Origin of the sequence: Halomonas rhizosphaerae (genome assembly GCF_030010555.1) — a bacterium.
Classification (GTDB): Bacteria; Pseudomonadota; Gammaproteobacteria; order Pseudomonadales; family Halomonadaceae; genus Halomonas; species Halomonas rhizosphaerae.
In genome coordinates, this window is the sequence record NZ_JASCQP010000035.1 from 83509 (window position 1) to 107700 (window position 24192).

At 65.9% G+C, this 24192-nt stretch carries 20 protein-coding genes; 10 read left to right on the forward strand and 10 right to left on the reverse strand.

Going from position 1 to position 24192, the window contains the following annotated elements:
- Positions 1-6: 6 nt before the first annotated feature.
- Both QLQ83_RS16255 and mfd read right to left on the reverse strand, forming a co-directional pair.
- A complete protein-coding gene (locus QLQ83_RS16255; protein ID WP_282736557.1) occupies positions 7-1047 on the reverse strand; it encodes a L,D-transpeptidase family protein in 1041 nt (346 codons plus the stop codon).
- A gap of 182 nt (positions 1048-1229) precedes the next feature.
- A complete protein-coding gene (gene mfd / locus QLQ83_RS16260) occupies positions 1230-4679 on the reverse strand; it encodes a transcription-repair coupling factor (RefSeq protein WP_282736558.1) in 3450 nt (1149 codons plus the stop codon).
- Between the two features lie 204 nt (positions 4680-4883).
- On the opposite strand from mfd, the gene QLQ83_RS16265 reads away from it, so the two are divergent.
- The 9 genes from QLQ83_RS16265 (at position 4884) to sthA (ending at position 14682) form a co-directional block, all read left to right on the forward strand.
- A complete protein-coding gene (locus QLQ83_RS16265; RefSeq protein ID WP_282736559.1) occupies positions 4884-6344 on the forward strand; it encodes a glyceraldehyde-3-phosphate dehydrogenase in 1461 nt (486 codons plus the stop codon).
- A gap of 403 nt (positions 6345-6747) precedes the next feature.
- Complete coding sequence (locus QLQ83_RS16270; protein ID WP_282736560.1) at positions 6748-8097, forward strand: Na(+)-translocating NADH-quinone reductase subunit A; 1350 nt, start codon at positions 6748-6750, stop codon at positions 8095-8097.
- Positions 8097-9323 carry an NADH:ubiquinone reductase (Na(+)-transporting) subunit B gene (locus QLQ83_RS16275; RefSeq protein WP_282736561.1) on the forward strand — a complete coding sequence of 409 codons (1227 nt, stop codon included), beginning with the start codon at positions 8097-8099 and terminating at the stop codon, positions 9321-9323. The genes QLQ83_RS16270 and QLQ83_RS16275 overlap by 1 nt, the downstream gene beginning before the upstream one ends.
- On the forward strand, positions 9323-10141 hold the full coding sequence (locus QLQ83_RS16280) for a Na(+)-translocating NADH-quinone reductase subunit C (RefSeq protein WP_282736562.1): 819 nt from the start codon (positions 9323-9325) through the stop codon (positions 10139-10141). Before QLQ83_RS16275 ends, QLQ83_RS16280 begins: the two co-directional genes overlap by 1 nt.
- A 2-nt stretch (positions 10142-10143) precedes the next feature.
- A complete protein-coding gene (locus tag QLQ83_RS16285) occupies positions 10144-10812 on the forward strand; it encodes an NADH:ubiquinone reductase (Na(+)-transporting) subunit D (RefSeq protein WP_282736563.1) in 669 nt (222 codons plus the stop codon).
- Between the two features lies 1 nt (position 10813).
- On the forward strand, positions 10814-11431 hold the full coding sequence (gene nqrE / locus QLQ83_RS16290) for an NADH:ubiquinone reductase (Na(+)-transporting) subunit E (protein ID WP_133635501.1): 618 nt from the start codon (positions 10814-10816) through the stop codon (positions 11429-11431).
- Between the two features lie 72 nt (positions 11432-11503).
- Entirely contained in the window at positions 11504-12736 is a 1233-nt protein-coding gene (nqrF, locus tag QLQ83_RS16295) for an NADH:ubiquinone reductase (Na(+)-transporting) subunit F (protein WP_282736564.1), read from the forward strand.
- 200 nt (positions 12737-12936) lie between these two features.
- Complete coding sequence (gene nqrM, locus QLQ83_RS16300) at positions 12937-13191, forward strand: (Na+)-NQR maturation NqrM (protein WP_282736565.1); 255 nt, start codon at positions 12937-12939, stop codon at positions 13189-13191.
- A 99-nt stretch (positions 13192-13290) separates the two neighbouring features.
- Positions 13291-14682 (forward strand): Si-specific NAD(P)(+) transhydrogenase, encoded by a 1392-nt coding sequence (gene sthA / locus QLQ83_RS16305; protein WP_282736566.1) that lies wholly within the window; start codon positions 13291-13293, stop codon positions 14680-14682.
- Here sthA and QLQ83_RS16310 read toward each other — a convergent pair.
- The 6 genes from QLQ83_RS16310 to leuS form a co-directional block, all read right to left on the reverse strand.
- Positions 14679-15119, reverse strand: coding sequence for a DUF488 domain-containing protein (locus QLQ83_RS16310; protein ID WP_282736567.1), 441 nt, complete (start codon positions 15117-15119; stop codon positions 14679-14681). The two genes, sthA and QLQ83_RS16310, sit on opposite strands and share 4 nt — an antisense overlap.
- Positions 15120-15121: 2 nt before the next feature.
- Positions 15122-16024 (reverse strand): PA2778 family cysteine peptidase, encoded by a 903-nt coding sequence (locus QLQ83_RS16315; protein ID WP_326521419.1) that lies wholly within the window; start codon positions 16022-16024, stop codon positions 15122-15124.
- Between the two features lie 77 nt (positions 16025-16101).
- Positions 16102-16497 carry a PA2779 family protein gene (locus tag QLQ83_RS16320; protein WP_133635651.1) on the reverse strand — a complete coding sequence of 132 codons (396 nt, stop codon included), beginning with the start codon at positions 16495-16497 and terminating at the stop codon, positions 16102-16104.
- A gap of 162 nt (positions 16498-16659) precedes the next feature.
- Positions 16660-17718 carry a DNA polymerase III subunit delta gene (gene holA, locus QLQ83_RS16325; RefSeq protein WP_282736568.1) on the reverse strand — a complete coding sequence of 353 codons (1059 nt, stop codon included), beginning with the start codon at positions 17716-17718 and terminating at the stop codon, positions 16660-16662.
- A gap of 24 nt (positions 17719-17742) precedes the next feature.
- Complete coding sequence (locus QLQ83_RS16330) at positions 17743-18234, reverse strand: LPS-assembly lipoprotein LptE (RefSeq protein ID WP_282736569.1); 492 nt, start codon at positions 18232-18234, stop codon at positions 17743-17745.
- 27 nt (positions 18235-18261) lie between these two features.
- The gene (gene leuS / locus QLQ83_RS16335; protein WP_282736570.1) at positions 18262-20856 is read right to left on the reverse strand and encodes a leucine--tRNA ligase; all 2595 of its coding nucleotides are present in this window, start codon (positions 20854-20856) and stop codon (positions 18262-18264) included.
- Positions 20857-21092: 236 nt separating this feature from the next.
- On the opposite strand from leuS, the gene QLQ83_RS16340 reads away from it, so the two are divergent.
- Positions 21093-21608, forward strand: a complete 516-nt coding sequence (locus QLQ83_RS16340; RefSeq protein WP_282736571.1) for a zinc ribbon-containing protein — start codon at positions 21093-21095, stop codon at positions 21606-21608.
- Positions 21609-21760: 152 nt separating this feature from the next.
- Here the strand turns inward: QLQ83_RS16340 and QLQ83_RS16345 are convergent, their stop codons facing one another.
- Together QLQ83_RS16345 and QLQ83_RS16350 are read right to left on the reverse strand one after the other, a co-directional pair.
- Complete coding sequence (locus QLQ83_RS16345; protein ID WP_282736572.1) at positions 21761-23089, reverse strand: hypothetical protein; 1329 nt, start codon at positions 23087-23089, stop codon at positions 21761-21763.
- A 128-nt stretch (positions 23090-23217) separates the two neighbouring features.
- Positions 23218-24111, reverse strand: a complete 894-nt coding sequence (locus QLQ83_RS16350) for a LysR family transcriptional regulator (protein WP_282736573.1) — start codon at positions 24109-24111, stop codon at positions 23218-23220.
- Between the last annotated feature and the right edge of the window lie 81 nt (positions 24112-24192).

Sequence of the window (24192 nt, forward strand, 5' to 3'; positions counted from 1 at the left end):
GCAGGCTTAGCCTTCCTCGGCCTGGCGCTCTCGAGAGCCGCTGTCGGCGGCGATCAGCTCCAGGCGGTCCCAGAGTGTTTCGGGGGCGGGAGGGACCTCCAGGGCCACGGGCATCCCCCGCGGCACTTCCACGACCTCGCGAAGACGGGCGTAGTTCACCGGGTAGTCGAGCCCGTCGGTCGCCGTGTCCACCTGGTCGAGGGCCTCGGTGATGCGCTGGATGGTGGTGCCGTCCTTCTCGTCCAGGTAGGGATAGGCCTGGACGTGCAGGGTGCCGTCGGCCCAGCCGAGCTTGAGCGTCTCGTTGATCAGCTTGACCTGGGTGCCGATGGGCAGGCGCGGGAAGAGGGCCTCGATGTCCTCGGGCAGCATGCGGATGCAGCCGTGGGTCACGCGCATGCCGACGCCCTCGGGGCGGTTGGTGCCATGGATCAGGTAGCCGGGGATGCCCAGGCGCATCTTGCGCGTGCCCATCGGGTTGTCGGGCCCCGGTGGCACCACGCTGGGGAGTGGGTCGCCGGCCTCCGCATGCTCGCGGCGGATCGACGCCGGCGGGTACCAGGCAGGGTCCTTGACCTTCTCGGTGATGCGCGTGGTGCCCAGCGGGGTCTTCCAGTCCATGCGCCCGACGGCGATGGGGTAGGTCTCGACGCGCGCCGTCTCGCTCTCCCCGTCCGGCGGGTAGTAGTAGAGGCGCATCTCCGCCACGTTGACCACCAGACCCTCGCGGGGCCCGTCGGGAAGGATGAAGCGGCCGGGAATCACGACCTCGGTGCCCTCGAAGGGGGCCCAGATGCTGACCTCCGGGTTGGCGCGCACCATTTCCTCGTAGCCGATGCCATGCTCGTGGCCGATATCGATCAGGGTGTCGCCGCTCTCGGCGACGACGGTATAGACCTCGCCGACCAGGTCCCCCTCCTCGGGCAGGGGGTAGTGGCCGCGGGGCCACGCCTCGGTGCTGGCCTGGAGTGGCGTGGTCAGCGCAGCGCAGAGGCCCAGCGCAGTGGCGAATCGGGCGGCGTGCCCGAACGGGGAAGAGTGCTTCATCGACTTGATATTCTCATGGTTGCCGTTGGTCAGGGGCTGCGATGGGCCCATCCTGGGCGTCTTGACCCTAAGTATCGCCCGGACGGGCGGTAATCCGCCAGCCGGGCGAGGCGCAAGGTCCGAGGTGTAAAGAGGCAAGGAAGAGGTGATCTGCTCGCCTCGGCCCTCGGTCCTGATGCCCGTCACGCCGCCTCGGCCTTTCGGTTGAGCGTGTCGAGGAGCTGTTCCGTCGCCTGGAAGCGGGCCTCCGCCTTCTCCATCGCCGCCTCGAAGCGCAGCGTGTCGGCACCGTCCAGGCGATAGCGGTCCGGCGCCCGCTGGATCAGCTCCACCAGCACCAGGGGGTCGACGGGGGTCTGGCTGCCGAAGATCACCCGGCCCTTCTCGGGGCCGGCCTCCAGGCGGGTGATGCCCAGGCGCTCGGCACGCTGGCGCAGCCGGGTCTGGCGCAACAGGGTCTTGACCGGGTCCGGCAGCAGGCCGAAGCGGTCGATCATCTCCACCCTGAGCTCATCGAGCTCGGCCTCGTCGGCGGCGCTGGCGATGCGCTTGTACATCACCAGGCGCTGCTGGACGTCGTGGAGGTAGTCGTCGGGGATCAAAGCCGGCAGGTTGAGGCTGACCTCGACGCCTTGGTCCAGCGGGGCTTCGATATTCGGCGTTCGGCCCTCGCGGATCGCCGTCACGGCGCGGTCGAGCATCTGCATGTAGAGGCCGTAACCGATGGCCTCCATCTGGCCGCTCTGCTCCTCGCCAAGCAGCTCGCCCGCGCCGCGGATCTCCATGTCGTGGCTGGCCAGGGTGAAGCCGGCGCCCAGGTCCTCGGCGCCGGCGATGGCCTCCAGGCGCTTGACGGCATCCTTGCTCATCACTCGGGGCGGCGGGGCGAGCAGATAGGCGTAGGCCTGGTGGTGGCTGCGCCCGACGCGGCCGCGCAGCTGGTGGAGCTGGGCGAGGCCGAACTTGTCGGCGCGCTCGATGACGATGGTGTTGGCGCTGGGTACATCGATGCCGGTCTCGATGATGGTCGAGCAGACCAGCACGTTGAAGCGCTTGTGGTAGAAGTCGGACATCACCCGCTCCAGCGAGCGCTCCGGCAACTGGCCGTGGGCGACGCCGACCCGGGCATCGGGCACCAGCTCGCGCACCTTCTCGGCGGCGGTCTCGATGGTCTTGACCTCGTTGTGGAGGAAGTAGACCTGGCCGCCGCGCAGGATTTCGCGAAGGATCGCCTCCTTGATCACCGCCTCGTCACGCTGCTGGACGAAGGTCTTCACCGACAGGCGCCGGGCCGGTGGGGTGGCGATGATCGACAGGTCGCGAATCCCGCTCATGGCCATGTTCAGCGTGCGCGGGATCGGGGTGGCGGTCATGGTCAGGATGTCCACCTCGGCCCGCAGGCTCTTGAGACGCTCCTTCTGGGCCACCCCGAAGCGATGCTCCTCGTCGATGATCAGCAGCCCCATATGGGGAAGCTTGGTGCTCTTCGACAGCAGCTTGTGGGTGCCGATGACGATGTCCGCCTGGCCCGCTTCGATACGCTTGAGGGACGCGGCCTGCCCCTTGCCCGCGGTAAAGCGCGAGATCAACTCGATGTTCACGGCGGTGTCGGCGAAGCGGTCGCGGAAGTTCTCGTAGTGCTGTCGGGCGAGCAGGGTGGTGGGCACCAGCACCACCACCTGGCGGCCAGAGTGGACGGCCAGGAAGGCCGCCCGCATGGCGACTTCCGTCTTGCCAAAGCCGACGTCGCCGCAGACGACCCGGTCCATGGGGCGCGGCGCGGTCATGTCACCGATCACGGCCTGGATGGCCGCGCGCTGGTCGGGGGTCTCCTCGAACGGGAAACTGGCCGCGAAGCGGGCGTACTCCGCGTCGGGCGGTGCGCAGGCGAAGCCCTCCCGGGCCTCGCGACGGGCGTAGATATCGAGCAGCTCGGCGGCGGTGTCGCGGATCTTCTCGGCGGCGCGCCGTCTTGCCTTCTCCCACTGGTCGGAGCCCAGCCGATGCAGCGGCGCCAACTCGTCGTCGGCGCCGGCGTAGCGCGATATCAGGTGCAGGCTGTCCACCGGCACATAGAGGCGCGCCCCATCGGCATACTCCAGGGTCACGAACTCGGCGGCCTGCCCGCCGGCCTCGATCGTCTCGAGCCCCTTGTAACGGCCCACGCCATGGGCCTGGTGGACCACTGGCGCGCCGGGCCGCAGCTCCGAGAGGTGGCGGATCGCCATCTCGTTGTCATCGGTGGCCCGCTCGCGGCGGCGGCTCTGGCGGACCACCTCGCCGAACAGCTCGGTCTCGCTGATCACGGCCAGGTCCGGATCGGTCAGCCACAGGCCGGCATCGATCTCGCCCTCGGTGATCGCCAGGCGTGCGTCGCAGGCCAGGAAGGCGGGAAAGTCCTCGACGTGACGCAGCGCGAGACGGAGTGGCCCCAGAGTCTCCTCCAGGGCCTCGCGGCGGCCTCGCGACTCGGCGACGAACAGCACCCGGGTGGTCGGGTGGTCGGCGAGGAAGCCCTCCAGTTCGGCCAGCGGCTGCTTCGCCCGGGCATTCACCGTCACCGTCGGCGGGGTCCGCGTGGCAGGCGCCAGGGCATGCCGGTGGTCGGCCTCGCCGGTCAGGGCCACCCGGGGGTGGCGCTTGATGGCGCCGAATGCCTCGGGTACGGGCACGAAGGCGCGGTGGGGCGGCAGCAGCGGGCGTGTGGGGTCGACCCCGAGGTTCTCGAAGCGGCTCTCGATGGCCGCCCAGTGATGTTCTGCGGCCTCGAACACCCCGGGCAGCATGGCCACTCGCGTGCCCTCGGCCAGGTGCTCGAAGAGCGTGGCGGTCTCCTCGAAGAACAGCGGCAGGTACTGCTCGAGCCCGGGGGAGGGGATGCCCTTGAGGGCATCCACATAGAGCGGGCACTGGCGTGGGTCGACGTCGAACAGCGTCTCGAAGCCCTCGCGGAAGCAGGCGATGGCGCTGCGTGACAGCGAGTATTCGTGGGCGGGCAGCAGCTCCACCCGCTCGATCCTGTCGCGGCTGCGCTGGGTGTCCGGATCGAAGTGGCGCAGGGTATCGATCTCGTCGTCGAACAGGTCGATGCGCAGCGGCGCCTCGGCGCCCATGGGAAAGAGGTCGATCAGGGCCCCGCGCAGGGCGTACTCGCCGGGCTCATAGACAGTCTCCACGGCCCGGTAGCCGGCCCGGGACAGGGCGTCGCGGAATCCCTCGCGGTCCAGGGTCTGGCCGGTTTCCAGCGTCATCACACGCCCGGCGATGTACTCCACCGGCGGTAAGCGTTGCATCAGCGTATTCATGGCCGCCAGCACGATGCCGTGCTCGCCGTCCTGCAGGCGGCGCAGGGTGCGCAGCCGCTCCGAGACGATATCCTGGTGTGGCGAGAAGCTGTCGTAGGGCAGCGTCTCCCAGTCGGGGAAGGGCAGCACCGGCAGGTGGCCATAGAAGCCCAGGTCACTCTCCAGGCGCTGCGCCGTGGCGGTATCCGGGGTGATCACCAGCAACGGGGCATCCTCGGCCAGGTGGGCCAGGGCCAGGGCGGTGGCGCTGCCCGGCGGCGTCTGCCAGTAGAGAATGTCGCGCAGCCCCTGGGGGCGAGGCGGGTCAAGCGGCGAGAAGTTCGGCATGCTATCGGTTACCCAACCGTGGTCGTGAGCGGCGTGCAGAGGTGGGGGCATGATACCAGCCTCACGCCCGGCCTGTAGTCAGCAGGGGATTTCTGTAAAACGCCTACAGCGGGTGCGACCATCCTGCGATTGCCCCGACAGGTGCCGCCCCGGATAATGCACCGGTATCTTTACCCCACTGTTCTCACCAAGGAGAGGTTACTCGTGAGTCAGCAATCCCTCGATACCGTCTTCCAGGAATGGCACGACAACCAGGCGATCGCCGAGCAGATGATCCCGATGATCGGCAGCCTCTACCGCCACAACAACGTGGTGGTGACCATGTTCGGGCGGTCGCTGTTCAACCGCAGCGTGATCCGCATCCTCAAGGATCACCGCTATGTGCGCAAGATCGAGGGGACCGAGCTCTCCGTGCAGGACACCTTCCCGCTGGTCAAGGCATTGACCGAGCTCAACCTGGGGCCGGCCCATGTCGACGTGGGCAAGCTCGGCGTGGCCTACAAGGCGCACGGCGGCGACCCGGTGGCCTTCCTGCGTGACGAGCTGGCCGAGATCGTCGATGGCCACGATCCCGCCGGCAACAACGGGCAGCCCAAGGACGTCGTGCTCTACGGTTTCGGCCGCATCGGGCGGATACTGGCGCGCGTGCTGGTCGAGAAGGCCGGTGGCGGCAATCTGCTTCGCCTGCGTGCCATCGTGGTGCGCGGCCGCGGTGACATCGCCAAGGACCTGGAGAAGCGGGCCAGCCTGCTGCGCCGCGATTCGGTGCATGGCCCCTTCAACGGCACCATCAGCGTGGATGCCGAGGCGCGCACCATCACCGCCAACGGCAATGTCATCCGGGTGATCTACGCCGATTCGCCCGCCGAGATCGACTATACCGAGTACGGCATCGACAACGCCGTGGTGGTCGACAACACCGGCATCTGGCGCGACGAGGCGGGCCTTGGCCAGCATATCCAGTGCAAGGGCGTGGCCAAGGCGATCCTGACCGCCCCGGGCAAGGGCGACGTCGCCAACATCGTATATGGCATCAATCACCAGGATATCGGTGAGGAGGATCGCATCCTCTCCGCGGCCTCGTGCACCACCAACGCCATCGTGCCGGTGCTCAAGGTGCTCAACGACGAGTTCGGCGTCGAGCACGGCCACGTGGAGACCGTGCACTCCTACACCAACGACCAGAACCTGATCGACAACTACCACAAGGGCGATCGTCGCGGCCGCAGCGCTCCGCTCAACATGGTGCTGACCGAGACCGGCGCCGCCAAGGCGGTGGCCAAGGCCCTGCCCGAGTTTGCCGGCAAGCTGACCGGCAATGCCATCCGGGTGCCGACGCCCAACGTTTCCATGGCGATCCTCAACCTGCGCCTGGAGAGGGAGACAGACGCCGAGGCGCTCAACGACTTCCTGCGCCGGATGTCGCTCGACTCGCCCTACCAGAAGCAGATCGACTTCGTCGACTCACCCGAGGTGGTCTCCACCGACTTCGTCGGCAACCGCCACGCCGGCATCGTCGACGCCAAGGCGACCATCGCCAACGGCAAGAATGCCGTGGTCTACGTCTGGTACGACAACGAGTTCGGCTACAGCTGCCAGGTGATCCGCATCCTGCAGCACGTCTCCAACGTGCACTTCCTCAAGCTGCCGCGCGCCAGGGCCTGAAGGGCAGCGCCAAGCGGCCAAGCGCCGAGCCGCCAAGCTGACCCGTGACGGGCGGGTGGCGTTGAAGAGATAGATCAGGAACCCCCACGGAGCGACTCCGATGGGGGTTCTTGCTTTTGCTGATGTAGGCGGCACAACCTCGCTTGGCAGCTTGGCAGCTTGGCAGCTTGGCAGCTTGGCAGCTTGGCGCTTAGCGCTGCGACAATTTAACCCTTGTCCCGGAACTGCCCTTGCGACCATAGGGCAGGTGGTCATCCTTTACGCTTCTCTTTATAATACGGTGGATTTTTCGGGGTGGTTCGAGCGAGCCTCGGGCCTGACTGGTAACGTACTGAAAACAGAAGAATTCGAATCCATTCGAACCCCTTTCTTCATCTATCCGATCCATCAACTGGGCGAGACTATGATCGAAGTCAAGAAAGGCCTGGATCTCCCCATCGCGGGGACGCCGGAGGCGCGAATCGAGGACGCGCGGCCGGTGCACCATGTGGCTGTCCTGGGTACCGACTATGTCGGCATGAAGCCGACCATGGAGGTCAGTGAGGGGGACAGGGTCAAGCTGGGCCAGCTGCTCTTCACCGACAAGAAGATCGACGGGGTGCGGTTCACGGCGCCGGCGGCCGGCGAGGTCATCGCCATCAACCGCGGCGAGAAGCGCAAGCTGCTCTCGGTGGTCATCAAGGTCGACGAGACCGAAGAGGCGGTAGAGTTCAAGGCGCACGGTCGCGACAAGCTCGAGAGCCTCGAGCGCCAGGCCGTCGTCGACCAGCTGGTCGAGTCGGGCCTGTGGACCGCACTGCGCACCCGTCCCTATTCGCGCACACCGGCCGTCGACAGTGCGCCGACCGATATCTTCGTCACGGCCATCGATACCCACCCGCTGGCCGCGGATCCTGCCGGTATCATCAACGAGCAGACCGAGGCCTTCGAGGACGGGCTCAAGGTGCTGGCCCACCTCACCGAGGGCAAGGTCTACCTCTGCACGGCGCCTGAGGCTCGCATCCCGGGAACCGACGTCAAGGGCGTGCAGCACGAGACCTTCGCTGGCCCACACCCCGCCGGCCTGGTCGGTACCCATATCCACCATCTCTCGCCCGTGGCCCTGCACAAGCGTGTCTGGCATATCGGCTACCAGGACGTCATCGCCTTCGGGAAGCTGTTCGCCGAAGGCAAGCTGGACGTCCAGCGCGTGATCGCCGTGGGCGGCCCGCGTGCCGAGAATCCGCGCCTGCTGCGTACCCGCGTCGGGGCCAGCAGCGATGAACTGCTGGCCGGCGAAGTTGTCGACCCGGAGGGCACGCGCGTCATCTCCGGCTCGGTTTTCGCCGGTGCCACCTGCGAGGGCAGCCTGCGCTACCTGGGTCGCTTTCATAACCAGGTCAGCCTCCTCGAGGAGGGCAACAAGCGCGTCTTCATGGGCTGGATGTCGCCCGGCAAGAACCGCCACTCCGTGATGGGCATCTACCTGTCCAAGATCACCGGCCTGCACGACTATGCGCCGACCACCTCGACCAACGGCTCCGAGCGGGCCATGGTGCCGGTGGGAGCCTACGAGCAGGTGATGCCGCTGGATATCCTGCCCACTCAGCTGCTGCGCTCGCTGATCGTCGGCGACATCGAGACGGCGATGCAGCTCGGCTGCCTGGAGCTGGATGAAGAGGACCTGGCGCTGTGCACCTATGTGTGCCCCGGCAAGTACGAGTACGGTCCCATCCTGCGCGACAATCTCACCATGATCGAGAAAGAGGCCTGATGATGGGTATCCGACAGACACTCGATAATCTCGAGCCCCACTTCCACAAGGGGGGCAAGTACGAGAAGTTCTATCCCCTCTACGAGGCGGTGGACACCATTTTCTATGCCCCGCCCGACGTGGCCAAGACCACGGCTCACGTGCGTGACGGCGTCGACCTCAAGCGCATCATGATCACCGTCTGGTTGTGTACCTTCCCGGCGATGTTCTTCGGCATGTGGAACGCCGGCTGGCAGGCCAACCTGGCCATCTCCGAGGGCTTCAGCTCCATGGGCAGCTGGCGCGAGGCGATCATGATGACCCTCGCCGGCGGCCATGATCCGGGCAGCCTGTGGGCCAACTTCGTGCTCGGCGCCACCTACTTCCTGCCGATCTACCTGGTGACCTTCGTGGTGGGCGGCTTCTGGGAGGTGCTGTTCGCCATCAAGCGTGGCCACGAGGTCAACGAGGGCTTCTTCGTCACCTCCGTGCTCTATGCCCTGATCCTGCCCGCCACCATCCCGCTGTGGCAGGTGGCGCTGGGCATCACCTTCGGCGTGGTGATCGGCAAGGAGATCTTCGGCGGTACCGGCAAGAACTTCCTCAACCCGGCGCTGACCGGCCGTGCCTTCCTCTACTTCGCCTATCCGGCACAGATCTCCGGCGACGCGATCTGGGTGGCGGCCGACGGTTACACCGGGGCGACCGCGCTCTCCATCGCCTTTCAGGACGGCATGGCAGCCCTCTCCAGCCAGTTCAGCTGGTGGGACGCCTTCCTCGGCTTCGTTCCCGGCTCGGTGGGCGAGACCTCGACCCTGGCGATACTGATCGGGGCGGTAGTGCTGCTGTGGACCAAGATCGCCTCCTGGCGGATAGTGCTCGGCGTCTTCCTGGGCATGGTAGCGACCAGCGCGCTCTTCAACCTGATCGGCTCCGACAGCAACCCGATGTTCGCCATGCCCTGGTACTGGCACCTGGTGGTGGGCGGTTTCGCCTTCGGCATGGTGTTCATGGCGACCGACCCCGTATCCGCCTCCATGACCAACCAGGGCCGCCTGATCTTCGGCGCGCTCATCGGCGTCATGACGGTGCTGATCCGTGTCGTCAACCCGGCGTTCCCTGAAGGCATCATGCTGGCGATCCTGTTCGCCAACCTGTTCGCCCCGCTGATCGACAACTTCTTTGTACAGGCCAACATCAAGCGCCGCATGCAGCGCACCGGTGTGCCGGCCGAGGAGACTGCCTGATGGCACAGAGCAATAACTCCATCAAGAAGATCCTGACGGTGGCGTTCGCACTTTGTATCGTGTGTTCGATCATCGTCTCCACCGCAGCGGTGGCCCTGCGTTCGAAGCAAGAGTTCAACCAGGAGCTGGACCGCAAGACCAACATTCTCGAGGTGGCCCAGCTCTACGAATCCGGCATGGACGTGAACGAGACCTTCGAATCGGTCATCACGCCCCGGGTGGTGGATCTGCGTAGCGGCGAGTACACCGACGAGTTCGATCCCTCGACCTATGAAGGGTTCCAGGCCCGTCGTGACCCGGCAGCGTCCCGTACCCTCTCGGGGGAGAAGGACATCGCCGGGCTGACCCGTCAGGAGAACTACAGCACCGTCTACCTGGTCGGCGATGCGGAAGATCCCGAGCAGATCATCCTGCCGATCCGTGGCCAGGGCCTGTGGGGGCTGATGCGCGGCTTCCTCTCCGTGGAAGGGGACGGCAACACCATCGTCGGCATCACCTACTACGAGCACGCCGAGACGCCCGGACTGGGTGGCGAGGTCAACAACCCGCGCTGGCAGGCCCAGTGGGAAGGCAAGGAGATCTTCGACGAGGAAGGGGAACTCGTGCCCGCGATCAGCCTGGTCAAGGGCGGTGCCAGTGGCGAGAACGAGGTCGATGCCCTCTCCGGTGCCACCCTGACCAGCAAGGGCGTGACCAACATGCTGCAGTTCTGGCTCAGCCCCGAGGGTTTCGGTGAATACCTGGCGCGGTTCCGCGAGGGGATCGACCAGACCGAGGCCGAGGGCGCCGACGTCGAACTCGAAAGTGAAGGAGCCTGATCATGTCTGCTGCCAATGCAAAAAGCGTCCTGACGACGCCGATCTTCAAGAACAACCCCATTGCCCTGCAGATACTGGGTATCTGCTCGGCCCTGGCGGTGACCACCAGCATGAGCGTCTCGCTGGTGATGACGCTGGCGGTGATCTTCGTGACGGCCTTCTCGAACCTGTTCGTGTCGCTGATCCGCCACCACATCCCGTCCTCCATCCGCATCATCGTGCAGATGACCATCATCGCCTCCCTGGTCATTGTGGTAGACCAGATCCTCAAGGCCTACGCCTACGAGATGTCCAAGCAGCTCTCGGTGTTCGTCGGCCTGATCATCACCAACTGCATCGTGATGGGGCGTGCCGAAGGCTTCGCCATGACCAACACGCCGGGAATGTCCTTCCTGGACGGCATCGGCAATGGCATCGGCTACGGCTTCATCCTGATGACCGTGGGCTTCTTCCGCGAGTTGCTCGGTGCCGGCAGCGTGTTCGGCTTCACCGTGCTGCAGCCCGTGCAGGACGGCGGCTGGTACGTACCCAACGGCCTGCTGCTGCTGCCGCCGTCGGCGTTCTTCATCATCGGCCTGATCATCTGGGTACTGCGTAGCGTCAACCCGGAACAGGTCGAGGAGAACGAGTTCAAGATGAAGCCCAACACCGAGCCGAAGGAGGCCGTGTAACATGGAACATTATCTGAGCCTGTTCGTCGCCTCGGTCTTCGTCGAGAACATGGCCCTGGCCTTCTTCCTGGGCATGTGTACCTTCCTGGCGGTCTCCAAGAAGGTCTCCTCGGCCTTTGGCCTGGGGATCGCCGTGATCGTGGTGCTGACCGTGACCGTGCCGGTCAACAACCTGGTCTACACCTTCCTGCTGCAGGAGGGTGCCCTGACCTGGACCGGCATCAGCGGGGCCGAGAACATCGACCTCTCCTTCCTGGGTCTGCTTTCCTACATCGGCGTCATCGCCGCCCTGGTGCAGATCATGGAGATGTTCCTCGACAAGTACGTGCCCGCGCTCTACAACGCGCTGGGCGTGTTCCTGCCGCTGATCACCGTGAACTGCGCCATCCTGGGTGGCGTGCTGTTCATGGTCGAGCGTAACTACAACTTCGGCGAGTCCGTGGTCTATGGTTTCGGCGCCGGTACCGGCTGGGCGCTGGCCATCACCGCGCTGGCCGGCATTCGCGAGAAGCTCAAGTACAGCGACGTTCCCGACTCCCTGCAGGGGCTGGGCATCACCTTCATCACCGTGGGCCTGATGTCGCTGGGTTTCATGTCCTTCTCCGGCATCCAGCTCTGAGGCAGGTCGTGCTCTCCCGGCGGCCGTGTGTGCCGCCGGGGTTCAGGCAACGTCAAGCAATAGGAAACCGACATGGTTGATACAACAGTCATCTTGCTCGGTGTGGTCATGTTCACCGTGGTCGTCATCGGCCTGGTTCTGGTGATCCTGGCTGCCCGCAGCAAGCTCGTCAGCACCGGGGATGTGACCATCGAGGTCAACGGTGACCCCGAACACACCCTGACCACCCAGGCCGGTGGCAAGCTGCTCAACACCCTGGCAGCCAACGGCATCTTCCTCTCCTCCGCCTGTGGCGGCGGTGGCTCCTGCGCCCAGTGCAAGTGCCGCGTGGAGGAGGGCGGCGGTGCCATCCTGCCCACCGAGGAGTCCCACTTCACCCTGCGCGAGAAGAAGGAAGGCTGGCGCCTCTCCTGCCAGGTGCCGGTGAAGCAGGATATGAAGATCGAGGTCCCCGAGGAGGTCTTCGGCGTCAAGCAGTGGGAATGCGAGGTCATCGATAACCCCAACGTCGCCACCTTCATCAAGGAGCTCAACCTGAAGCTGCCCGAGGGAGAGGAAGTGGCCTTCCGTGCCGGCGGCTACGTGCAGCTGGTGGCTCCGCCCTATGACATCTCCTTCAAGGACTTCGACATCGAGGAGGAGTATCGGGGCGACTGGGAGAAGTTCGGGCTGTTCGACATCTCCCACAAGAACAACGAGGAAGTCATCCGCGCCTACTCCATGGCGAACTATCCGGAAGAGAAGGGCATCCTCAAGTTCAACATCCGTATCGCCACGCCGCCGCCGAACACCGACCATCCGCCGGGGCTGATGTCCACCTACGTCTTCAGCCTGAAGCCGGGTGACAAGGTCACCGTGATGGGGCCCTTCGGCGAGTTCTTCGCCAAAGACACCGATGCCGAGATGATCTTCGTCGGCGGCGGTGCTGGCATGGCGCCGATGCGCAGCCACATCTTCGACCAGCTCAAGCGACTCAAGACCGATCGCAAGATCTCGTTCTGGTACGGCGCGCGCTCCTGGCGCGAGACCTTCTACAACGAGGAGTACGACCAGCTGGCCGAGGAGTTCCCCAACTTCGAGTGGCACCTGGCGCTCTCCGACCCGCAGCCCGAGGACAACTGGGAGGGGCCGACCGGCTTCATCCATAACGTTCTCTACGAGAACTACCTCAAGGACCACCCGGCGCCCGAGGACTGCGAGTACTACATGTGCGGGCCGCCCATGATGAACGCGTCCGTGATCAAGCTGTTGATCGATCTGGGCGTGGAACCCGAGAACATCCTGTTGGACGACTTCGGCGGCTGATCTCGATCGCCGCAAGGCGACCCCGGGGCCGGCCGAGAGGCCGGTCCCTTCGATTCTGCAGCCCGACATGCCGATCGTTTAGCGTAACGCCTGCTGTCGGCATCTCAGGCACCAGAGCCTCCCGCACTGTGGACCTCTAGCGCTACCGTGTTGTCATACAGGCAGGATGGCCGACCTTTTCCGTTACCTAGGAGCGTGCAATGACCCTTTACCTGGTGGTATTCGCCTTCATGCTGCTGATCGTGGCCGCCATGGCCGTCGGCGTGATCATGGGTCGCAAGCCCATCGCCGGGACCTGTGGCGGTCTCAACCGCCTGGGCCTCAAGGAGGGCTGCGATGTCTGCGGCGGCAAGGACGAGGTCTGCGAGGAGGAGAACCGCAAGAAGACCAGCGAGCGTCGCCGCAGCGACGAGAGCCGCGGTGCCGACCTGGGGTACGACGCCACCCGCCGCTGAAGGCCGAGAAACGAACGACGAGGATCAAGGGCTGGCGGCTCTTGATCCTTTTTTACGTACCGCTGACGGAAACCCGGGCAGAAGGAGCCGCGAGAGACGATGGCAGTGCACAATTATGACGTGGTGGTGATCGGCACCGGACCGGCGGGGGAGAGCGCGGCGATCAATGCCGCCAAGCACGGCAAGCGGGTCGCGGTCGTCGAGAAACAGGCGCAGGTCGGCGGCAACTGCACCCACTGGGGCACCATCCCATCGAAGGCGCTGCGTCACCAGGTCAAGCAGATCCTCTCGTTCAACACCAACCCGATGTTCCGCGACATCGGCGAGCCGCGCTGGTTCTCCTTCTCCCGGGTGATGGCGCGCTCCCGCGTTACCATCGACCAGCAGGTGGCGATGCGCACCAACTTCTATGCCCGCAACCGCATCGACCTGTATCGCGGCGTGGCGCGCTTCAAGGACGATCATAGACTGCTGGTGCGTGACGACCACGAGGGCATGGAGGAACTGGTCGCCGACAAGCTCATCATCGCCACCGGCTCGCGTCCCTATCGACCGGCCGACATCGACTTCCGCCATCCGCGCATCTACTGCTCCGACACCATCCTCAGCCTCAACCATACGCCGCGGACCTTGATCATCTTCGGGGCTGGGGTCATCGGCTGCGAATATGCCTCGATCTTCTCGGGGCTCGGCGTCAAGGTCGACCTGATCAACAACCGCGGCAGCCTGCTCTCCTTCCTCGACGACGAGATCAGTGATGCGCTCTCCTACCACCTGCGCAAGCATGGCGTGCTGATCCGCCACAACGAGGAGTATGCGCGGGTGGAGGGGGACGATACTGGGGTCACCGTGCATCTCAAGTCCGGCAAGCGGCTGCGGGCCGACGCCTTCCTATGGGCCAACGGCCGCACCGGCAATACCGACCAGCTGGGGCTGGAGAACATCGGCCTGGAGGCCAACGGCCGCGGCCAGCTGAAGGTCGACGATCACTACCGGACCGAGGTGCCGAACGTCTACGCGGTGGGTGACGTGATCGGCTGGCCGAGCCTGGCCAGCGCCGCCTACGACCAGGGCAAGAACGCCAGCGACGACATGCTCGAGGAGGACTTCCGCTTCGTCGATGATGTGCCCACGGGGATCTACACCATCCCCGAGATCAGCTCGGTGGGCAAGACCGAGCGTGAGCTCACCGAGGCCAGGGTGCCCTACGAGGTGGCTCAGGCCTTCTTCAAGGACACCGCCCGGGCCCAGATCACCGGCGACACCGTGGGCATGCTCAAGATCCTCTTCCACCAGGACAGCCTCGAGATCCTCGGCATCCACTGCTTCGGTGACCAGGCCTCCGAGATCGTCCATATCGGCCAGGCGGTCATGCAGCAGCAGGGTGAGGCCAACACCCTCAAGTACTTCATCAATACCACCTTCAACTATCCCACCATGGCCGAGGCCTACCGGGTGGCGGCCCAGAATGGGATGAATAGGGTGTTCTAGGTTCCAGATGCTCCCCCGGCAGGGTGCTGATCCGCGAAGCAGGGTGGAGAAGCCAGCTCGCGATCCGCCTCGTCTTCTTCATATAGCGCTCTCTGGATCGCCTCACCGAGGATCGGAAGATGTGACCCTTCCAGGTCACGGGCCGCCGATAGCAGCGTCAGCCGGCCCTGCCGGGCGTGTCGCATCAGCGGGATCAGGTTCTCGGGCGCATCCCGCAGTTCTCCTCGGTAGCGAGTACAGAACACCTCCTCGCTGATCTCGCCAAGGTGGTATTGACGGCGCAGCGCAGGTGAGGGGGACGCGTCCCGGTACCAGTCGGTAAGAGCAAGGCTCTCGCGGCGCTTGCCGCGTGGCCAGAGGCGATCGACCAGCACTCTGGCACCATCCTCGGCATGCACCGGCTGGTAAATTCTCTTGAACACGATCTGATAGGCCATCGTTAGCCTCCCGCCTTCAGGTCATGAAGCACTTGCCGGGCCTGCTCCTGCCAGGCACCGGGGAGGGCGACCGCTCGCTGCAGGGCCTTGCGGGCCTCATCTGGCTCCCCCAGCTCGCGATGCAGCAGCCCCAGATTGAGCCAGGCCACGGCGAGGTCAGGCTCCTGCGCCACGGCCTGCTCGAAGGCGTCGATGGCCCCTTGGCTGTCGCCGGTGGCGTGGCGGGTATTGCCCAGCGCGAAATGACCCATGGCCGTTTCCGGATACCGTTCCGTGAAGGCTTCCCAGGCGGGCAGGGCGGCCTTCGCCCCCTGGACGCGCTCGAAGTCGGCGATGGCGTCCAGGGCGGCCTTACCGTCGCCCGTGGCGGGCATCTCGCCCGGGGGCAGGGCGACGAATGCCCAGCGGTCGCTGCGGGCCCAGGTGGCATCGAACCGCTTGACGGATTCGACGCGTTCCGGCTCCATGCCGCTGTGCAGGATCATCGTCTCCTCGTCCAGGTCGAAGCCGATGGCAACGGCGTAGTGCCAGACTGGCCAGGCGGGCAGGGACAGGTTCTGCATCACCACCACCGGATGGCCGGCGTCGATCTCGGTGAGCAGGGCATCGAGGTTGCCGTCGATGCTGAAGGGAATTCGGCCGTGGCGACGCACCGTGCCCAGCATCTCGGGTTGCACGCTGCCTTCTCGCCCGGGCAGGAAAACCTGGGAAATTAGGGTGTCGACGTCGACATCGACACCGCCGTCGTTGAGCACCATGGCCAGCGAGGCGGGGCCGCACTGGTAGTCGCGCTGCCCATGGAAGGGGGTGTCCTCGAGCAGCGCCCGGCGGGGTAGCTCGCGTTCGGTGGTGTCGGCGAGCTGCGGGGTAGAGGCGCAGCCCGCCAGTGTCAGGAGCAGCAGCACCAACGCAAGAACGCCCGCGACGCGGGCGTTCCTGATATGCGGCTGCCTATCACGGCAGTGCATCATGGGGATCGTGCTCAGCGGGTGAAGGGAAAGACATTGGTCAGGCCAAGGATGTCGGTGACCAGCAGGATCACGAAGACGGCGAACAGGGCGCCGACCACGCTGGCACCGGCCGGCAGCTGCTCGAGCTGATCGGCCATCTGGGCGGCTTCCGCATCGGAGAGGGCGGCCACACGGGCTTCCACTTCGGCGGGGTCGACACCCTGGGCGACCAGCTGCTCCTGGACGTCGTCACGGGCGAGGATCTCGTGGATCCGCTCCCGGTCCCCCTGGGTGCGTTCGACGTTCAGCGCGTCCTGAGTCGTGACCAGGCCACTGCCAGGACTGGCCGGCGCGGCGGCCACCGGCAGGCTGCCCAGCACCAGGGCGGCAATCAGCAGCGGGCTGAGGTAACGGCAGATCTTCTTCATCATGTCGGTGTTCCTTTTTCTTGGGTTGGGCTTCCGGCTCCAAGCTTCGGCGTACCTGCTTCCCTGCAGGCCGACGAAACCACGATGCCCTTCCAGTATAGGACGGAATGATGTGAGATTTCATGCCCTTGTGGGAGTTGAGTCGTTTTCGCGATAGAGGCATCAGCCTATCCGGTAGGACGAGGGCAACTCGGCCAGCAGGCCGCGGCCGCCGGCCAGGGTCAAAGCCAGGTCGTGTAGGCCATCCCACAGCGGCACGCTGCTGCCCCCCTTGATCGCAAGGTCCAGGCGCTGGGCGAAGAGCAGCAGCTTGTGCAGTCGCTTCAGGGGCAGCCGGGTGATGGCCTGCTGGTAGGCCGGGCGGCGCTTCTCGAAGATCGGCGGCTTCTGGGCCTTGCAGGCATGCTCCAGGCTCTGGCCCTGGTCGAGGTGCTGCTGGAGCGAGAGCAGGAGGCGCAGCTCCCGGGACAGCGCCCATAGCACGATGGGCGCCTCGACCCCCTCGCCGCGCAGGCCGGCCATGATCCGCGTGACTCGGGCTCGCTCGCCCTTGAGACAGGCGTCCATCAGGGTGAAGACGTCATAGCGGGCACTGTCCTCCACGCCACCGGCGACTTCCCGGGGGCCGACCCGAGCGCCCGCTGGCAGCATCAGGGCCAGCTTCTGCAACTCCTGATCGGCGGCGAGCAGGTTGCCCTCGGTGCGCTCGCCGAGCAGTCGGGCGGCATCGAGGTCCAGGGAGAGGCCGTGGCGGGAGGCTCGGTCGCGCAGCCAGAAGCCCAGGCGTGAGGGATCCACCGGCCAGACTGGGACGAAGAGCCCGAGCTTGTCCAGGGCCTTGAACCAGGCGCTCTTCTGCTCGCGGTAGTCGAGCTTGCCGGTGGAGAGCAGCAGGACGTCGTCGCTGCCCTTGAGGGACTCGGCGTAGTCGCGCAGCGCCTTGGCGCCTTCCTGGCCGGGCTTGCCACTGCTCAGTCGCACCTCGATAAGCCGCCGCGTGGCGAACAGCGAGAGGCTGGCGGCGGCCTCGGTCAGGCGCCCCCAGGCGAAGTTGGCCTCCACGTGCAGGATCTCGCGCTCCTCGACCCCGGCCTGGCGGGCGGCGGCGCGAACGGCGTCGCAGGCCTCCATGTGCTGCAGCGGCTCCTCGCCGGATACGATCACCACCGGGGGCAGCTTCCTGGCCAGCGCATCCTCGAGCTTGTCGGCGAATATCTTCACGACAGTACCTTCACGAAAGCACCTTCACGGCGTGTCCAGCGCGCGCAGGCGGTCCATCAGTTGGCGCACGGCCGCTTCTCGCAGCCGATCACGAGTGGCCTCGCGCAGGTCATCCTGGGCCAGCAGTTCGTCATCGTTGACCGTCAGGCGCTCACTGACCTCCAGGCGCTGCTGGTCGAGCAGGTAGGCACCGTCGTCGCGGCGTTGCACCGAGAAGGGCACCTCCAGGCTCATCTCCAGTTCACGCGGCCCGCTTTCGAGCACGCTCAGGCGCCGCTCACGGAAGCGCTCCGCGCCCAGGTTGAGCACTCGGTCCGCCTGGTCATCGATCCGGGTGCCGGCCCGCTCCAGTCGGCGGGTGACCAGCCGGGCCAACTCGCTGTCCGTGCCCTCCAGGGCCAGGGACTCGATGGTCACCAGCGGCTGGTCGAGGCCGCGCAGGCGAAAGCCGCAGGCGGCCAGCGCCAGGGAGGCGCCGGCGGCGAGGCCGAGTTGTAGTAGGGTTCGGCGCTGCATGAGTCTCTCCCCGTCAGGGTGCGGCGTTCAGCCCACCACGATATTGACCAGCTTGCCGGGCACCACGATCACCTTGCGGACCGTCTTGTCCTCGGTATGGCGCTTTACGTTCTCCGCCGCCAGTGCCTGGGCCTCGATGGTCTCCTTGGTGGCGGAGGCCTCGACTTCGATGCGGGCACGCAGCTTGCCGTTGACCTGCACCACCAGCTCGATGGTGTCGCGTGCCAGGGCCGATTCGTCGACCTCTGGCCAGTGCGCGTCGATCGCGGGCTCACTGTGCCCCAGTGCCTGCCAGAGGGTGTGGCAGGCGTGGGGAGTGATCGGTGCGAGCAGCAGCACGCAGGCTTCCACCGCCTCGCGGGCCACGCCCAGGCCCTGGGGCGAGGTGTCCTCGAACTTCGAGAGGGCGTTGGTCAGCTCCATCACCGCCGCGATGGCGGTGTTGAAGGTGGTGCGCCGGCCGATGTCGTCACCGGCCTTCTTGATCGTCTCGTGGGTCTTGCGACGCAGTTCACGCTGAGGCTCGCTGAGCCCGCCGAGGTCGAGCGTGCCGGGCTTGCCGGCCGCGAGGTGCTCGCTGACCAGGCGCCACAGGCGCTTGAGGAAGCGATGGGCCCCCTCGACGCCGGCATCGGACCACTCCAGGGACTGCTCCGGCGGCGCGGCGAACATCATGAACAAGCGCACGGTGTCGGCGCCGAAGCGGTCGATCATGGATTGCGGGTCGACGCCATTGTTCTTGGACTTGGACATCTTCTCGATGCCGCCCATCTCCACCGGCTCCCCGTCACTGGCCAGCACGGCGCTGACCGGACGTCCCTTCTCGTCGCGCTTGACCTCGACGTCGGCGGGGTTGAACCACGCCTTGCCGCCGTTGGCGGTGGGGCGGTAGTAGGTCTCGGCGATCACCATGCCCTGGGTGAGCAGGCGCTGGAAGGGCTCGTCGCTCTTCACCAGCCCCAGGTCGCGCATCAGCTTGGTGAAGAAGCGCGCATAGAGCAGGTGCAGGATGGCGTGCTCGATGCCGCCGATGTAGAGGTCCACCGGCAGCCAGTAGTCGACCCGCTCATCGAGCATCGCCTCCATGTTGTCGGCGCAGCAGAAGCGCGCGAAGTACCAGGAGGACTCCATGAAGGTGTCGAAGGTATCGGTCTCGCGCGTCCAGCCGTTGCCGAGATCATAGAATTCCGGCATGCGCTTGAGCGGCGAGCCGGTGGCGTCGACGGTGACCTCCATGGGCAGGGCCACCGGCAGCTCCTCGTCGGTGAGCGGCACGGTCTGGTCGTCGGGGCCGTACTTGACCGGGATCGGCGCGCCCCAGTAGCGCTGGCGGGCCACGCCCCAGTCGCGCAGGCGGAAGTTGGTCTTCACCACACCGCGGCCGAGTTCCTCGAGGCGCTTGGCGATGGCCTCGAAGGCCGCCTCGAAGGCAAGGTCGTCGAACTCGCCGGAATTGATCAGCACGCCGTAGTCGTCATGGGCGCCCTGGGAGAGGTCCGGCGCCTGGCCGTTCTCGTCGGCGATCACCGCCTCGATGGGCAGCCCGTACTTGGTGGCGAACTCCCAGTCGCGCTGGTCGTGACCGGGCACGGCCATGACGGCACCGGTGCCGAACTCCATCAGCACGAAATTGGCCACGTAGACCGGGACCTCGCGACCGGTAAGGGGATGGACGGCCAGGTGGCCGGTAGGCATGCCCTTCTTCTCGCGGGTGGCCAGCTCGGCTTCCGAGGTGCCGCCGCGGGCGCACTCGGCGCAGAAGTCGGCCAGCGCCGCGTTGCGCACGGCGGCCTGCTTGGCCAGTGGATGGTCGGCGGCCACGGCCATGTAGGTGACGCCCATCAGGGTATCGGGACGCGTGGTATAGACCGCGAGAGGACCCTCGATGGCCTCCAGGCCGGAGCCCTCGGCGGGCTTGATATCGAAGGTGAGTTCGATGCCGCGCGACTTGCCGATCCAGTTGCGCTGCATGGTCTTGACCTGCTCGGGCCAGTCGATGCGCTCCAGGTCGGCCAGCAGTTCCTCGGCGTAGTCGGTGATCTTGAGGAACCACAGCGGGATCTCCTTGCGCTCCACCTGGGCGCCGGAGCGCCAGCCGCGGCCCTCGATCACCTGTTCGTTGGCCAGCACCGTCTGGTCGACCGGGTCCCAGTTGACGGTGGACATCTTCTTGTAGACCAGCCCCTTCTCCACCAGCTTGGTGAAGAACCACTGCTCCCAGCGGTAGTAGTCGACATCGCAGGTGGCGAACTCGCGGCTCCAGTCGTAGGCGAAGCCCAGCGCCTTGAGCTGGCGGCGCATGTAGTCGATGTTGTCGTAGGTCCACTTGGCCGGCGGTACCCGGTTCTGGATCGCGGCGTTCTCCGCCGGCATGCCGAAGGCGTCCCAGCCCATGGGCTGCATGACGTTCTTGCCCTGCATGCGCTGGTAGCGGGAGACCACGTCGCCGATGGTGTAGTTGCGCACATGCCCCATGTGCAGCTTGCCGCTGGGGTAGGGGAACATCGACAGGCAGTAGAACTTCTCGCGGCTGGCGTCTTCTACCGCCTTGAAGCACTGGTTCTTGTCCCAGAACTGCTGGGCGTCGCGTTCGGTCTCGTGGGGCTTGTACTGTGCGTCCATCGCTCTCTTCGGGTACCTTGAAAGTCGAGCGCAGCGGCGTGGCGCTGCGCATGTCAGCGGCCCTTGTCCGGCGTCAAGATCTGGCGCCGTGGCGGCGCGAAACCATTGAATTTCCGGCGGGATGTCGTCTAAATGGCATTACTGGCTGGCCGCTAGGATACCCCAGCATGGCGGCCGGCGGCTACGGGGCAGCGCCGCCTGGCCGGACGCCCCAATCGCGATTCGAGGAGATCAGCATGAGCGAGCACAAGGACCCGCACCAGGAACACCGCCTTCGCGAGGGCTACGAGCGCATGCTCGACCGGCTGCGCGAGGGGGCCGACGAGCTGACCTGGGAGAACCTGCAGCAGGAGCTCGACGAGGCGGTGGAGTTCGAGGCCGAGCTGGAGGAGTTCACCAAGGACGAACTGTCGCTGCTGCGCGCCTGGGTCGAGCGCGATCTGAAGGAGATGCGTCGCTACCTCAATGCTGGCGGCGATAGCGTGGCCACCTGGCTGGGGATCGACCTCTCCATGCTGTCACGCAAGGTGGTGGAGTCACTGCTTTCCATCGCCGATCGCAGCGTGATCGAGCGGGAACAGCTCGAGGATGACCTGGAGGCGTCACGCGCCGACTATGTCGCCGGCGAGATGGCCGTCCCAGGGCGCATGGCCTGCGTGCACTGTGAAGCCATCGTGGAGCTGGAAGGGGTGACGCGGATCGAGCCCTGTCACCAGTGTGGCCATCGCTACTTCGTGCGTGCACCGAAGTAGATTCTCTCCCGACAGAGGCAATCCCATCGCAACTTCAGATCGCGATGGCGCCGGTAGGCGCCCAGGATAACCCCACCGCCGCTGCGCGGCGGATCGCGACGCAAGTCGAGGCGTCGAACCGTTCGCTCCTACTGGGCGGCCTCTTCACTACCTTAAAGGCTTGCCTCCATTACCAGGATGGCACCCACCACCAGCAGCGTCATGATGGCGGCATAGCCAAGGTTATGGCACATCATCGTCGTCCCGCTGACGCCGTAGCGCCCCTGCAGCGAGAGGTTGATGCCGGAAAGGGGGCCGACGCTGGTCCCCACCGCCCAGGAGGCCAGGGCCACGAAGGCGAAAAGGGTCTGCCGGCCGGCGTCCAGATCGAGCATCGAGGCGAGTACCGACACGCCGATGATGGGGTGGAGCCCGGCCACGGCACTGACGACGATGGCCAGGAAGCTGGCGATGGCCTCCAGCGGGCCGAACTGGCCGAAGAGCGTCCAGGTGCTGCCGGTGGCGGCAGTAATGAACGTCGAGAGTCCCAGGGTCAGCAGCCCTGCGCAGAGGAACAGCGAGATCTCGCCTCTCATGGCCGGCAGTCGAGTGAGGGTGTGCTGATGGACCCGGTGAAGTGTCCAGTGCGGCCCGCGGGGCAGGTTGGCGAGCAGCGCCACGCCCGGCAACAGGAAGGTGATGATGCTGACGATGGAGAGCCTGGGCGTGATGACGTAATGGAACAGCATCACCAGCGCCGCCATGCTCACCGGCATCAGCAGGCTGCGCGGCGACAGCGAGAAGCCGGCGGTTTCGGTGAGCTCGAAACGGCGCGAGAGCTCCCCGACCGTCAGCATGCCCGACACCATGGCCAGGGGCAGGCCGAAGGTGAGGATCGTGGCGTAGTGCATCGCTGGTGCCAGGGTCATGACCACCCCCATGGAGGCGAAGAAGGGCGACCAGAGCGCGGCACTGGAAAGGCCGCGGTTGAGGCCCAGTAGCTGGGGCGTGGAGAGCGGTGCGCGGCGTTCCAGGCGATCGCCGACCATGAACACCGTGGAGAGATTGAGGATCGAGCCGAGCAGGTGGACGCCCAGCCAGGTGCCTAGCATGCCGCGGGCCCCGGTCAGCGCCTTGCCGGGGGGGCGTGACCGCCCGCGCAGGTTGCCGATCAGGCCAATGAAGCTGACCCCGACCAGCATGGCGACCACGTAGGTGTTGCCGTCGAGGATGCCTGGCCAGTCGATTTTGGCACCGTGCCAGGTGCGAGCCAGGATAAGCAGCCCCAGGCCAAGGGCGGCGAGTATGCCCGCTTGGCGCCGTGTGCGCCGGGGGATATCGATCCACAGCAGGGCCGTGGCCAGCCACAGGCAGTAGCTCACCGCATGTGCCAGCGGGAGCAGGTTCGTGAACTGCGCCACCTGGAGGACCAGCCCGGCAAGGACCAGCCCGCCGGCCAGGGCGTGGCGAGGTGTGATCGGCGATGCAGCGTTGTCGGGCACTGAACTGAGTTCCTGACGAAAATGATGAGCAGTCTAAATAATCTACTGGGAGTTTGTACCTTTGCTGGCGGCAGGAGCGAACGGTTCGATGCCCCGCCTGGCGTTGCGATGAACCAGGTCAGTCGTGTTCAGCCCCACTCCCTGGCCGCCGGCTCGCGTGCGGCATCGAGCTGGGCGAGCATGGCCCGGGCCGGGTTGGATAGGGTGCGGCTGCGATGCACGAGATAGCCCAGGGGGCGGTGGATGGGGGGATGGTCGACGTCCAGCTCGTGCAGTTCGCCGGCCACCAGGCGCTCCGGCAGCAGGCTCCACCCCAGGCCGATGGCGGTCATCATCTTCAGTGTCTCCAGGTAGTTGGTGGAAAGCGCCACCGGCAGGTCCAGTCCGGCGGAGGCGAAGCGTGACTCGATCAGGCCGCGGGTGAAGGTCATCGGGCCGGGCAGTACCGCGTCGAAGGCACACAACTCCTGAAGGGCCAGACGTCCCCGGCCGGCGAGGGGGTGGTCGGAAGCACAGACGAAGCACAGTCGGTCGATCCACACCGGTACCACCTGGAGTTGCGAATCGGGATGCGGTGCCAGGGTGACCACGGCCATCTCGAGCTCGCCGTCCAGCACCCCCTGATAGGCGAGCTCGGAATCCAGGAAGTGCAGGTCGAGCCGCACATCCGTGTGTTCGCGGGTATAGGCCTTGAGCAACGGCGGAAGCCGGTGCAGACCGATATGGTGGCTGGTGGCCAACGTCAGGCTGCCAGCCACGCTACCCTCGAGGTTGCCCAGCGCCCGGCGGCTGTCGTCGACCATCACTAGGATCTGTCGCGCCCGGGGCAGCAGTACCCGACCGGCTTCGGTGAGGCTCACGCGCCGACCGATACGGTCGAACAGCCGGGCATCGATCTGGCCCTCCAGCACGGCGATGCGCTTGCTGACAGCCGGCTGGGTCAGGTGCAGTTGCTCGGCGGCGCGGGAAAAGCTCCCGCTGTCGGCCACGGCGAGAAAGGCCTGTAGGCTCTGCGTATCCATGGGCGGCTCCGTGGCGAGGTTTTCGGATTCCTTCAAGGAATCCAATCCATAAATAACATGAATTGATTTTATGGGCGAGGG

Excerpts from the sequence above, each read along its gene's own strand:
- leuS (WP_282736570.1), bottom strand. The coding sequence starts at position 20,856 with ATGGACGCACAGTACAAGCCCCACGAGACCGAACGCGACGCCCAGCAG.
- QLQ83_RS16330 (WP_282736569.1), bottom strand. The coding sequence starts at position 18,234 with ATGCAGCGCCGAACCCTACTACAACTCGGCCTCGCCGCCGGCGCCTCC.
- sthA (WP_282736566.1), top strand. The coding sequence starts at position 13,291 with ATGGCAGTGCACAATTATGACGTGGTGGTGATCGGCACCGGACCGGCG.
- QLQ83_RS16280 (WP_282736562.1), top strand. The coding sequence starts at position 9,323 with ATGGCACAGAGCAATAACTCCATCAAGAAGATCCTGACGGTGGCGTTC.
- nqrM (WP_282736565.1), top strand. The coding sequence starts at position 12,937 with ATGACCCTTTACCTGGTGGTATTCGCCTTCATGCTGCTGATCGTGGCC.
- QLQ83_RS16285 (WP_282736563.1), top strand. The coding sequence starts at position 10,144 with ATGTCTGCTGCCAATGCAAAAAGCGTCCTGACGACGCCGATCTTCAAG.
- QLQ83_RS16350 (WP_282736573.1), bottom strand. The coding sequence starts at position 24,111 with ATGGATACGCAGAGCCTACAGGCCTTTCTCGCCGTGGCCGACAGCGGG.
- QLQ83_RS16320 (WP_133635651.1), bottom strand. The coding sequence starts at position 16,497 with ATGAAGAAGATCTGCCGTTACCTCAGCCCGCTGCTGATTGCCGCCCTG.
- QLQ83_RS16270 (WP_282736560.1), top strand. The coding sequence starts at position 6,748 with ATGATCGAAGTCAAGAAAGGCCTGGATCTCCCCATCGCGGGGACGCCG.
- mfd (WP_282736558.1), bottom strand. The coding sequence starts at position 4,679 with ATGCCGAACTTCTCGCCGCTTGACCCGCCTCGCCCCCAGGGGCTGCGC.
- QLQ83_RS16340 (WP_282736571.1), top strand. The coding sequence starts at position 21,093 with ATGAGCGAGCACAAGGACCCGCACCAGGAACACCGCCTTCGCGAGGGC.
- QLQ83_RS16255 (WP_282736557.1), bottom strand. The coding sequence starts at position 1,047 with ATGAAGCACTCTTCCCCGTTCGGGCACGCCGCCCGATTCGCCACTGCG.
- nqrF (WP_282736564.1), top strand. The coding sequence starts at position 11,504 with ATGGTTGATACAACAGTCATCTTGCTCGGTGTGGTCATGTTCACCGTG.
- QLQ83_RS16275 (WP_282736561.1), top strand. The coding sequence starts at position 8,097 with ATGATGGGTATCCGACAGACACTCGATAATCTCGAGCCCCACTTCCAC.
- nqrE (WP_133635501.1), top strand. The coding sequence starts at position 10,814 with ATGGAACATTATCTGAGCCTGTTCGTCGCCTCGGTCTTCGTCGAGAAC.
- QLQ83_RS16310 (WP_282736567.1), bottom strand. The coding sequence starts at position 15,119 with ATGGCCTATCAGATCGTGTTCAAGAGAATTTACCAGCCGGTGCATGCC.